The organism is Mycobacterium sp. 1465703.0, assembly GCF_001672975.1.
Classification (GTDB): Bacteria; Actinomycetota; Actinomycetes; order Mycobacteriales; family Mycobacteriaceae; genus Mycobacterium.
Genome location: NZ_LZKU01000193.1, coordinates 1 through 11,265, shown reverse-complemented (window position 1 = coordinate 11,265; position 11,265 = coordinate 1). Strand labels below are relative to the sequence as shown.

9 protein-coding genes and 2 pseudogenes are annotated in these 11,265 nt (G+C 64.3%); 4 read left to right on the top strand and 7 right to left on the bottom strand.

Annotated elements, in window-relative coordinates:
- A partial coding sequence (locus A5625_RS17955; RefSeq protein WP_304441894.1) for a M13 family metallopeptidase occupies positions 1 to 1,173 on the top strand: 1,173 nt, incomplete at its 5' end.
- A 291-nt stretch (positions 1,174 to 1,464) separates the two neighbouring features.
- Here A5625_RS17955 and A5625_RS17950 read toward each other — a convergent pair.
- The 3 genes from A5625_RS17950 to A5625_RS17940 all read right to left on the bottom strand — a co-directional run bounded on the left by A5625_RS17950 (position 1,465) and on the right by A5625_RS17940 (position 3,183).
- Complete coding sequence (locus A5625_RS17950) at positions 1,465 to 2,250, bottom strand: PPE domain-containing protein (protein ID WP_066996771.1); 786 nt, start codon at positions 2,248 to 2,250, stop codon at positions 1,465 to 1,467.
- An 88-nt stretch (positions 2,251 to 2,338) separates the two neighbouring features.
- The gene (locus A5625_RS17945) at positions 2,339 to 2,638 is read right to left on the bottom strand and encodes a PE family protein (protein ID WP_066996768.1); all 300 of its coding nucleotides are present in this window, start codon (positions 2,636 to 2,638) and stop codon (positions 2,339 to 2,341) included.
- Between the two features lie 17 nt (positions 2,639 to 2,655).
- Positions 2,656 to 3,183: an MFS transporter gene (locus A5625_RS17940; protein WP_066996764.1), complete on the bottom strand. Its 528-nt coding sequence runs from the start codon at positions 3,181 to 3,183 to the stop codon at positions 2,656 to 2,658.
- 184 nt (positions 3,184 to 3,367) lie between these two features.
- Between A5625_RS17940 and A5625_RS28475 the strand changes: the two are divergent.
- The 3 genes and pseudogenes from A5625_RS28475 to A5625_RS17930 form a co-directional block, all read left to right on the top strand.
- A pseudogene (locus A5625_RS28475) lies at positions 3,368 to 3,499 on the top strand (CoA transferase); the annotation flags it as partial.
- Between the two features lie 29 nt (positions 3,500 to 3,528).
- A pseudogene (locus A5625_RS17935) lies at positions 3,529 to 3,804 on the top strand (hydroxymethylglutaryl-CoA lyase); the annotation flags it as partial.
- A gap of 196 nt (positions 3,805 to 4,000) precedes the next feature.
- Positions 4,001 to 5,428, top strand: a complete 1,428-nt coding sequence (locus A5625_RS17930) for an amino acid permease (protein ID WP_066996758.1) — start codon at positions 4,001 to 4,003, stop codon at positions 5,426 to 5,428.
- Positions 5,429 to 6,548: 1,120 nt separating this feature from the next.
- On the opposite strand, the gene trpC is transcribed toward A5625_RS17930, so the two are convergent.
- The 4 genes from trpC to A5625_RS17910 all read right to left on the bottom strand — a co-directional run.
- The gene (gene trpC, locus A5625_RS17925) at positions 6,549 to 7,349 is read right to left on the bottom strand and encodes an indole-3-glycerol phosphate synthase TrpC (RefSeq protein ID WP_066996755.1); all 801 of its coding nucleotides are present in this window, start codon (positions 7,347 to 7,349) and stop codon (positions 6,549 to 6,551) included.
- A 327-nt stretch (positions 7,350 to 7,676) separates the two neighbouring features.
- On the bottom strand, positions 7,677 to 9,914 hold the full coding sequence (locus tag A5625_RS17920) for a molybdopterin oxidoreductase family protein (RefSeq protein WP_066996752.1): 2,238 nt from the start codon (positions 9,912 to 9,914) through the stop codon (positions 7,677 to 7,679).
- Positions 9,911 to 10,513 (bottom strand): TetR/AcrR family transcriptional regulator, encoded by a 603-nt coding sequence (locus tag A5625_RS17915; RefSeq protein ID WP_156748326.1) that lies wholly within the window; start codon positions 10,511 to 10,513, stop codon positions 9,911 to 9,913. Before A5625_RS17915 ends, A5625_RS17920 begins: the two co-directional genes overlap by 4 nt.
- Before the next feature lie 151 nt (positions 10,514 to 10,664).
- Positions 10,665 to 11,265 (bottom strand): L,D-transpeptidase (locus A5625_RS17910; protein WP_156748324.1); only part of this gene is annotated, 601 nt, incomplete at its 5' end.

Genomic DNA, 11,265 nt, shown 5'->3' with positions numbered 1-11,265 from the left:
TTCGCCGAGTTGTGGCGCAACGAAGACCTCGAGGTATGGAAGAGCTGGGCGCGGTGGCGGTTGATGCGTGCCCGCGCCTCCTGGCTGACCGACGAACTGGTTGCCGCCGACTTCGACTTCTACGGCCGCCTGCTGACCGGCGCCGAACAGATCCGCGACCGGTGGAAGCGCGCCGTGTCGCTGGTGGAGAACCTAATGGGCGACGCGGTCGGAAAGCTCTATGTGGAGCGGTATTTCCCACCGGGCGCGAAGGCCCGGATCGATGAGCTGGTCGCCAACCTGCAGGCGGCGTACCGGATGAGCATCAGCGATCTGGACTGGATGACACCGCAGACCCGGGAGCGGGCACTGACCAAGCTGGAGAAGTTCACCGCCAAGGTCGGCTACCCGCCGAAGTGGCGCGACTACTCCACGCTGGTGATCGACCGCGGCGACCTCTACGGCAACTACCTGCGCGGGTACACCGTCAACCACGACCGCGAGCTGGCCAAACTCGGCGGGCCGGTGGACAAGGACGAGTGGTTCATGACGCCGCAGACGGTCAACGCCTACTACAACCCTGGCATGAACGAAATCGTCTTCCCCGCAGCCATTTTGCAACCTCCGTTCTTCGACCCCGAGGCCGACGACGCGGCGAACTACGGCGGCATCGGTGCGGTGATCGGCCACGAGATCGGTCACGGCTTCGACGACCAGGGCGCCAAATACGACGGCGACGGCAACCTGGTCGACTGGTGGACCGACGCCGACCGGACCGAATTCGGGTCTCGGACAAAGGCGTTGATCGAGCAGTACGACGCGTACACTCCGCGGGGCCTGGCCGGCGACCATCACGTGAACGGCGCATTCACCGTCGGGGAAAACATCGGCGACTTGGGCGGCTTGTCGATCGCGCTGCTGGCCTACCAGTTGTCATTGAACGGCCAGCCCGCTCCGGTCATCGACGGGCTCACCGGCGTGCAGCGGGTGTTCTACGGCTGGGCCCAGGTGTGGCGCACCAAATCCCGTGAAGCGGAAGCCATTCGGCGCCTCGCGGTGGACCCGCACTCGCCGCCGGAGTTCCGCTGCAACGGCGTACTGCGCAACATGGACGCCTTTTACGATGCCTTCGAGGGTGCCGACACCGGTGCGCTGTTCCTGGAGCCGGGCAGCCGGGTCAAGATCTGGAACTGACACTCAACCGGCGCCGACAGACCAGATGTAGTCACCTGGTTGGCGCTCCGCGTGTCACTGGCACACCCGGACGACCTGCGGATTTGCCGCCAACGAACATCCAGCCGACAAACACCGGCAACCGCCGTCGCGTTACTCGAAATTGCGTGGTATAGGCCAACTTTAAACATCGGCAATCAGCGGCCTGTGGCGATTTGCTGTGGTCGCGTAATGCCTGCCCCACGGCGCTATCCGATGTAGCGGGGAGAGAGGTCACGAGAGAACCCTCCCGCACCGCCCTGGCCAGCGACTTTAGACGGCCGTAGCTCGAGGTGGACTGTGCGCGTTGGTGTAGAACACCGGCGCCACTGGTTTCGCTGGCTCCGATCGATTGCCCGCATGCGTCACGGTCTTGCTCGACTTGACCTCGGCGGCCCGAAACGCCGCCAGCGGTGCCGCCATAACACGCTCGCAGCCGCCACCACCACTGGCCTCGCCACTCATGACTTGTTCCTCGACCGTCTCGGCGTCGTGCTCGGCGCTGAGCGCCGCACCGTTGACAGCATCGGGCACAACGGGCTGCGGCCAGGGCACACCAACACCGCTGCACGCGTCTTCGTACTGATACATCACCGCCGACGCCGCGTTCCGATAAGCACCGAGCGCCTCGGCGAACTCGGCGAACTGCCCAGTCAGGACCGTCCCGTTATCGGCGGCGAGCGACGCCATCAAATTATGGGCAGTCTTGGCCTGAATCACCTGCGACACACTGGGCATCCCCAGCACCGCAACGCTATATGCCACGGCGGCCTGCTCGGCCCGCTCCCCGTTGTCTGCTGCGCTCACAGCGACAGAGGCGAGCCACGCACCGAACTCCTGGAGCTTGCGCACCACCGCATCAGCGCCCTGACTGGAAAACGAGTCCTTGAGCTTGTCGACGACCGCACCGAATTCGGCGGCAATGCGTGTCCATTCATCAGCGACACGGACCCACGCCGCACCCGCCTGACCTATCGACGTCAATCCCGGGCCGTCGGAGAGATCGCGCGCAAGCCGCTCTGTGCTACGCAACTCCCACGCCACATTGGTAAATCCCATGCCTGCCTGCCCTCCTTTCCTCCGGAACCGGTGCGCTGGCGATACCGACGCGGCTCAGAAAACGTGTGCTGCAGCGACGCTGGTTCACTCAGACGGCGAAATCATCTTCTGCGGCAACGATGTTCGTGGTGTGTGCACGCAACGTCGTAGCGATTTCACGGATCTCGTGGGCCGCCCGGTCGGACACCTTGCCGAATTCGGTATGCACTTCATTGAGCGTCGACGCCACCTGCGTAGAGACCTCGTCACGGCCGGGGGCGGTTGCCGTCAGGTTGGGCTGCTCAGCCCGCATCAGTGTCTCCGCGCTACTCGCCAATTCGTCGAGCTTCCGGGTTGCATCGATAACCTCGGCGGGGTTCATCCGCAACACATCAACACCACTTGACATCTCGCAACTCCCTTTTGCTAGATCATCAGATCGATATCCGGACGCGGGACTGCTTCCCTTACCCCGATGACCGGCGGGGCAACGCCGCCCCTGCGGTGTTCCTTGGGCAAGACGTCGGCAAGGTAGGAGTCAGCTACCGGATATAAGGCACCAACTCCCACCCCCACGAGGAATCGGGCAAGCACCAAGAAGGTCAGCGGCAGCGCAACCGCGCCGGCCAGCGAGAAGGCCGAAAACCAGCTCAGGCCAAGCAGGAACGCTTTGCGGCGGCCGACCTGGTCGGCGAGCCAGCCGAAAAGTACTGCGCCAACGAACATTCCGACGAATGACGATGCCAGCACCAGCTTGAGCGCGGTGCCGCGCACACCGAAATCATGGGTGAGTGTGCCGCTCAGAGTGCTGGACAAGAAGATCTCGTACATCTCGAAGAACAGGCCGAGTCCGACCGCGACGACAACCTTGCGGTGCACCGCCCCCACCGGCAAGCGATCCAATTGCTCGCCGACAGAGTCTCCGCTCAATGTCGTGGTCGGTGCTGTGGTCATTTGACGGGCCCTTACTCGGTGTCGAGAGCTCATCGCTCCGGCGCCAGCTCCTTACATCGTGGGTTATCAATTGCATTGTGAGCTAAGCAACAGAACCTGACTGTAGCGGCTCTCGTCACAGGATGGAAGAGTTTGTTAACCATATTGTGGGTTACAGTGCGCGATGTGGTACAGGAGGGTTGCAATGAACGAAGCCAAAGGACCGCTCGACCGGATGCGCGTTCTCGAGCTCGGCAATTACATCGCCGCACCGACCGCGGGACGCCTGGTGGCCGATTTCGGCGCCGAAGTCATCAAAATCGAGCGGCCGGAGACCTGCCCTATCGGCGTCGACGAGCCGGTCGCATGACGGCCCCGGTGCAGTTACTCGATGTCATCTTGCGCGACGGGCTGCAGATCACGGGCAAGCTGCTCGACACGGACACGAAGGTCGGACTTGCACGAGTGCTGCTGGACTTGGGCATCGACGCATTGGAGATCGGTGCGATGGCACGGCCCGACTTGGTGCCGCCCATGGCCAACACCATTGAGGTCCTCGAAGCGCTGACTCCCGAAGAGTTGCAGCGGTGTTGGGTGTGGACGGCCACGCCGCGCGGTGTCATCCCAGCCATCCGGGCAGGCGGGGTCACATAGTCCGCAGCGTCGAAGCCCGTTGGATCCAGGACGATGCGTGGGGCTTGGGAATCCGCCACACACCGGGTAGTCCCCCACCTTTCTCATCTCCCACCCTCACCATCAATACGTCACCGTGAAGAAAACATCTGTGGCGCAGCTGCATTCACTCATATCGAGGGTTGTTAAAGATGAGCAAGCACCGATGAGCACCACCTCTCCCGGCGTTGGTCCGACGTTGACCGAAGAGGGCCTCCACCAGGGGCTCAACCGACGACACATCCGAATGATCGCCATCGGCGGCGCGATTGGTACCGGCCTGTTCCTCGGTGCCGGTGAAGCCATCTCAAAGGCCGGTCCAGCCCTCGCGGTCGTCTACGCGATCACCGGCGTGTTCATCTTCATTATCATGCGCGCACTCGGCGAACTCTTGCTCTACCGACCGGTCGCTGGCAGCTTCGCCGAGTACGCTCGAGAACTGCTCGGTCCCGCTTACGGTTTCATCACCGGTTGGGGATACTGGATCACCTGGACCGTCATCGGCATGGCCGAGCTCACCGCGGCCGGCATCTACATCAACTACTGGTTCCCTGCGATCCCGCAATGGTTGACCGCTCTGGTGATGCTCACCTTGCTGGTATTGCTCAATCTGCTACAGGTCGGCGCCTTCGGGGAGGCCGAATTCTGGTTCGCCGGCATCAAGATCGCCGCCATTCTCGCGCTCGTCGTCGGCGGCGTCCTGGCGATGATGTTCAGCATCGGCCAGGTGGGTGAAGCAGGCACTCCCGCCAATCTGATCAACCACGGCGGCCTGGCACCCCACGGTCTGCTCGCCGTCCTCCTGGCGTTTCAGATCGTCATCTTCTCCTACCAAGGCGTCGAACTCGTCGGCATGACTGCCGCCGAGGCGAAAAATCGCGAAACCGTCCTCCCGAAGGCGATCAACTCGATCCCCTGGCGGATCGGCATCTTCTACGTCGCCTCGCTGTTGGTCTTGACGTCGCTGTTCTCATGGAACACGTTCAGCGCCAGCCGGAGCCCCTTCGTGCAAGCCTTCGCCGAGATTGGCATCCCTGCTGTCGGCGGCACCATGAACTTCGTCGTCCTGACCTCTGCCCTGTCCGCGTGCAGCTCGGGTCTGTTCAGCAATGGCCGCCTGCTCAAACGTCTCTCCGAAGACGGCATCGCCCCCGCGTTCTTGAGCAAGACGAGCCCTAGATTCGTCCCAGCGGTCGCGATCGTGGCATCGGGCTGCTTCATGATAATCGCGGTCGTCATCAACTACATCACCCCTGCCGGCGCCTTCACCATCATCGCGTCCATCGCTACCCTCGGCGCCATCTGGAGCTGGGGGATCATCATCTGCTGCCACCTGGCATACCGCCGAAAGATTGCCCGCGGCGAACGACTGGCTAGCCCCTTCCGCCTGCCCTTCGCCACCCCGTTGTGCATCGCGGTCCTCGTCTTTCTCGCCTTCGTGACGGTCCTCCTTGGCTTCGATGCGAGCAACCGCGTCGCCCTGTATGCCCTGCCCGTCTGGGGGGTCATCCTCGTCGGCGCCTACTTCGGATTTGGCAGAAAGGCCATGGCGCAACGGGCCGGGGACAAACAGCCCTCCGAACCGACCATTTGAGCGGCGGGATCAGATGTCGTGACGTCGCAGCAGTCGGCATGCGAGGGAATTTCGCTGTCCGGCGTGCGAACGGTCAGCCCGCACCGAGGCCTTCAAGGCGTTTCTTTCCCGGTGGGGCGCCCACCACGAATGACACTCCGCTAGCCGCAGCCTGGCAGTGGCGGCCTGCTGTTCTCGGGCGCAGATTTCAGGCAGCGACGGTTAGCGCCTGCCCCGCCGATTGGGGCGACTTCATGGCGGCGGCAGAGGATTTAGGGCCATTCGCTCTCGCCAACGCCATCGACCATCCACACGACATGCCCGACCGCGTCGCCTACGCCCGCCGCATCCGGACTGTGCCGGAAGGCCCGTCAAATGCTTGCCTCGACAAACTATTTCGAAGGCCGCTTTCTCACGCTCATCCGTCGCACCGACCGCTGGTCTGCCTAAGAGTCAGCGACATTGGCTACTGGCCGCCCAGCACGCGGATCTATGCGAGCCCGCACCGTAACCTTGCACGGCCGCGAATAACTGGGGTGGGCCGGCACTCGGTCGAAACCTATGCAACGAAGGCAGCATCTCGACGGCGGCGCTCACACCCACACTGACGGCGCAAACATGCGGCGCTCGGTGCCTCTGCCAGATGCAAAACTCGAAGTGGTGGGCATGATGGTGCCTACTCCCAAGCAAGCCGTTGGCGCAAAAGATCGCGGTCCGGAGGCGATCTCGGTGTGCCGATACCGCGGGCATCACGCGATGGCGGATGAAGTGTGAACTGGCATCTGACGTGCGCGGCGCTGGCTGTAATGCGCCTCGTTGGCTCGCCCAAGTTGACCATAGAAAAATATCCGCGAATTGTACCGTGCCGCAAAGCTCTTGAACTGACCTGGGCGCGGGGCCTGTCGGACGAAAGCGAGTGGAGCCCCGAGCCGCCTTTGAGGCCCCGCGCCGCGTCAGATCGCCCTACCGGTACGACAGCAGGACTGACGGCGCTAGTTCCTCACCTGACAGTTGACGACGTTCCAGGTCACCAGCGGGTCGATCCCGACTGGTTCGTAGCCCAGTTTTGCGTTGTGCGATGGCGGGTTGGGCCCGCACGTGTCTGGACTGGCGGGGATATCCCGGCCCCAGGTGGCGCGGATCAGGAGCGTGGGACGGGCGTGTTCGCTGCCTCGATGAATTCTCGGACAGTTGTCTGCGGGTCTCCTGACCGCACCAGCGCCTCGCCGACTAGCACCACATCGGCACCCCAGTCGCGGTATTCGGCGACATCCTGCGGGCTCGACACCCCTGACTCCGCTACCCGAACCGCACCTTCTGGGATGAGCGGCGCAAGTTCGGCGAATACGGAGCGGTCCACTTTCAGTGTCGTTAGGTCTCTGGCGTTGATGCCGAGAAGTTCGGCACCGGAATCGACCGCACGCCCGACTTCCTCGGCCGTGTGCGACTCGACGAGGGCCGTGAGCCCCAGCTCGCCGCACAGCCCGAGCAATTCAGCCAGCTGAGTGTCGCTGAGCGACACGACCATCAACAGTGCGAGGTCGGCGCCGTGCGCGCGCGCTTCCCAAAGTTGGTAGGGCTCGATAATGAAATCCTTGCGTAGGACGGGTATATCGACGTGGGACCGTACCGCGTCGAGGTCGACCAGTGACCCGCCGAAGCGACGTCGCTCGGTCAGCACGCTGATGGCCGCCGCGCCACCTACCGCATACCGGGTCGCCAACAACGCAGGATCGGGGATGTCGGCAAGCGCGCCCTTGCTTGGGCTCTTGCGCTTCACCTCGGCGATGATTGATACCCCTGGCAAGCGGAAGGCCGGAAGGGGATCGAGCGCGGGAGCCATGTCGGCGACTCGTGACCGCAACTCCGCCAGCGGCGTCGTCCGCTTACGCTCCTCTAGATCTTCACGGACCCCGATGAGGATCCCGTCCAGAACACTCACATTTCTCCCTTTGGCCTCGGTACGCCTCAAACGGCCCCGCCCGCCATCGTAGCGACGGGTGCACAGTCGCGCGCGTATACCCTCGGCCACGCGCCTTCAATCAGGTTGCGGTCCAGGCGGTTACGGAGTACTCCAGCGGCGATGACCGCCAAACCGACCGCGCCATCGTCCTACTCGCGTCTGACTAGGCAATTCGGCGGATGAGGTGCGGAATCTGCCGGTACGGTGTCAAGGCGATCGTTCGCCCTGACCAAACCGCGTGCACCTGAGGCACGGATTGGACAGCTGCGGCGATTTGTCGGCGCGAAGATCGCTCCGAGGGCGTCATCAGCGACGACGTGGTCCGCAGGCCTCGATCCGGGCGGGTACGTGCTTGTGCCACGGCGTGCCGGCATAGGGATCGCGCCATTCGGTCGAGGTGAGCATGTTCGGGGCGACACCCGGAGTGACGGTGCGGCCGTCGTCACCGATGTAGTCGAGCCCAAACCCGTTGGGCAGGGCCGCATGACCGGCGAGCATGGTCTCGGTGATCTCGACGGTGGCCTCGGCGCTGCCGGCCGCCGTGCTGATCCGAGCCCGGCAGCCGTCGACCAGTCCCAGGGCTTGGGCATCCTCGACGCTGACCCGCAGGGCACCATCGGCATCACGCTTGCGCCAGGACGGGTCACGGAAGATGTCGTTGGCGGTATAGGCGCGCCGCTCCCCCACCGACAGCACGATCGGAAAGACCGGCGTGGTCAACCGGGGCGGGGTACCGGTCAGCGTTTTCAATTCGTCTAGCATCGCCGGGATTTCCAACGCGATCTTGCGGTCGGAGTGGCTGATCAACGCGAAGTCGTCCTCGTAGTTGTGCACGGTGAACGTCACCCCCGACGGGTTGTCCAGGATCGCGTCGAACAGCGCGTTGCCGTCGGCGTGCCCCGCGCGCCGCACCGCATCGGGGTAGCTCAGGGCGGTCTTCTGGGCAAGGCCCCACAGGGCGGCCGCACCGCGCAATCCGTCCGGCAGCGTGGGTCCGAGCGTCTCGTAGAGGACATACGGAAGTAGCTGCGCCACAGTGGGATTGGTGGACACCGCGGAAAGGAACGCTTCGGTGTAGGCCTGCCGGCCCCGCTGAGCGGCCTCGCGCAAGGGGCGTAGATCCGCATCGTCGACCATGCCGAGCGCGCGCACCAGCCGCGCCCAGATCTCGGGTTCGGGCAGGGTTCCCGGCAACGGCTGCATCAATGGGCGGCGCAGCTGAAAAGTGTTACGCGGGAACTCCAGGTTGAAGAAGGTGGCTTCCGGCTTCTCGAATTGAGAGGCGGCGGGCAGCACATAGTGCGCGAGCCTGGCCGTTTCGGTCATCGCGACGTCGATGACGACCATCAGTTCCAGCGCCTGGAAAGCCTCCCGGCAAGCGGCCGAGTTCGCCAGTGAGTGAGCGGGATTGCTGCTTTCCACGATCATGGCCCGGAAGCGGTCCGGGTGGTCGGTGAGGATTTCCTCGGGCACCACGTTGCTGGGCACCAGTCCGGAGATGATCGGGGCGCCGGTCACCGGCGTGCGGCCGGAGAACTGGCCGAACAGCGGCGCGAATGACGAATGCAGGTGCTGCCCACCCTGTTTCGCGAAGTTCCCGGTAAAGATCCAGAGCAATTTGTTCAGGTAGGAACACAACGTGCTGTTGGGTGCCTGCTGCACCCCGAGGTCCTCGAACACCGCGACGCTGGCCGCGGTGCCGATGCGCCGCGCCGCCGCGCGCAGCAATTCCTCGTCGACACCGCAATGCTGCGCGTAGCCGGCCACCGGGACCTCGCGCAACGCGGCCCGCACCGTATCGGCGCCGCGCACGTGCTCGGCGAGAAATGCTTCGTCGCACAGGTTTTCCTGGACCAGGACGGCGGCCAGCGCGGCCAGGCACCAAGCGTCGGTACCGGGCCGCACCCGCAGGTGGAAGTCGGACATCTTGGCGGTGTCGGTGACGACGGGGTCGATGACGATCATCGAACGGGCCGGATCCTTGGCGATCTCGTTGAGCACCACCCGGGCCCGCGGGAAGCTCTGCGACATCCACGGGTTCTTCCCCACGAACACCGCCACCTCGGCATGTTCGAATTCGCCCCTGGTATGTCCGCCATACAACTGCCCGTCGATCCAGGACTCGCCGGTTTTCTCCTGCGCCAGCGCATTTGACCGGTAGCGAGAGCCCAGCGCCTTCAAGAAGGCGCCGCTGTACGCCCCACCCAGGTGGTTGCCCTGGCCGCCGCCGCCGTAGTAGAAGATCTTGTCTCCGCCGTAGCTGTCGCGGATGCGCCTGAAGCCCTCGGCGATCTCCACAATCGCGGTGTCCCAATCGATCTCCTCGTAGCTGCCGTCGGCACGGCGGCGCAGCGGAGAGGTAAGCCGGGCGCGGCTGTTCTGATAGTGGTCCAGCCGCAACGCCTTGTTGCAGGTGTAGCCCTGCGATGCTGGATGTGCCTTGTCGCCGCGGATGCGGGCCAGCCGGCGATCTTCGACTTGAACGATGATGCCACAGTTGCATTCACAGAGGATGCATGCGCTGGATTGCCACTCATCGGTCATGGCGGGCTGTCCTTTCCGGGTTCCTGATTGGACGACGCGGCCAGTAGCAGCTCGCGCAGCTGGCGGTGGACGACATCAAGGGGCGTCAGGTCGCGGCGCACCCGGGCCAGCACGATCGCACCCTCGAGCGCAGTGGTGGCCAGCACCGCTAATTCGCCGGCCCGCTCCGGCGGGATGCCGTCTGCAGTGAAGCGCGCGGCGATCAGGTCGGACCATTGGTCGAAAACCGCCGCGGCGCGGTCGATCACCGGGCCCATCCGCTCGCTGTCTTGCTGCTCGCCCGCTTCGACGGAGACCGCCACAATGGGGCAGCCCGCGCGGAAGTCGGTGTCGAGCAGTTGCCGGCGGTATTTGTCGATCAAGGTGTCCAGCAGTTGCAGGCCGTTGTCCGCGCCGGCGATGACGGCGGCGACATGCTCACCGGCGAAGTCGACCGCCTCACAGAGCAACTGCGTACGGCCGCCGGGGAAGTAGTGGTACGCCGAACCGCGCGGCGCCCCGCTGTGCTCGAGCACATCTGAGATGGCGGTGGCGCGGGCGCCCCGCTCGCGGATCAGCAGCGCGGCGGAGACGACCATCCGCTCGCGTGGACTACGCATTTGCAGCTCCTCAGGCCTGAAGGGTATGTATGATGCTATACATAATCGGCTGGCAAGCGGAAGTCCTTTCCCGGTTCGCCTGCCCGGTGCACAGACGAAAAATCGCCCATCTCCGAATCGGAGATGGGCGATCTTGCGTTGTTGCTGCGGGTCAGTTCATCCAGTCGGCGGAGCCGTCGTTCTTCTTGTAGTTGCCGCCGCTGGAGTTCTTCACAATGATCGGGTCGCCCGGACCGAAGTTGTCGAAGAACCACTTGGCATTGCTCGGGCTGATGTTGATGCAGCCGTGGCTGACGTCGCGCTTGCCTTGGTCATCGACCGACCACGGCGCGCTGTGCACGTAGTCGCCGACGTTGTCGAAGCGGACCGCGTCCTCCACCGTCACCTTGTAGCCGTAGGTCGAGCTGACCGGCACCCCGTAGGTCGAGGAGTCCATCACCACCGACGCCTTCTTGTCCTGCACGTAGTAGGTGCCATTGGGCGTTTGGTGGTTGCCGGACGTCATGCCCATCGACATCGGGAAGGTCTTCTCCACGCTGCCGTTGCGGCTGATGATCAGCTGGTGGCTGGCGTCGTCGGCCGTAGCGGTCAGCGTGTCGCCGGTCTGGAAGGTGGACACGGTGCCGCCCGCGTCGACGGTGACCGCGGTGTGGGCGGGCCAGAAGCTAATGGGGCGCCATCGCAGCTGGGTCGGCGTCATCCAGTAGAACTTGCCCGACACCGGCGGGACCGACGAGACGTGCACGGCGCCG

Excerpts from the sequence above, each read along its gene's own strand:
- A5625_RS17930 (WP_066996758.1), top strand. The coding sequence starts at position 4,001 with ATGAGCACCACCTCTCCCGGCGTTGGTCCGACGTTGACCGAAGAGGGC.
- A5625_RS17945 (WP_066996768.1), bottom strand. The coding sequence starts at position 2,638 with ATGTCAAGTGGTGTTGATGTGTTGCGGATGAACCCCGCCGAGGTTATC.
- A5625_RS17940 (WP_066996764.1), bottom strand. The coding sequence starts at position 3,183 with ATGACCACAGCACCGACCACGACATTGAGCGGAGACTCTGTCGGCGAG.
- A5625_RS17915 (WP_156748326.1), bottom strand. The coding sequence starts at position 10,513 with ATGCGTAGTCCACGCGAGCGGATGGTCGTCTCCGCCGCGCTGCTGATC.
- A5625_RS17920 (WP_066996752.1), bottom strand. The coding sequence starts at position 9,914 with ATGACCGATGAGTGGCAATCCAGCGCATGCATCCTCTGTGAATGCAAC.
- A5625_RS17950 (WP_066996771.1), bottom strand. The coding sequence starts at position 2,250 with ATGGGATTTACCAATGTGGCGTGGGAGTTGCGTAGCACAGAGCGGCTT.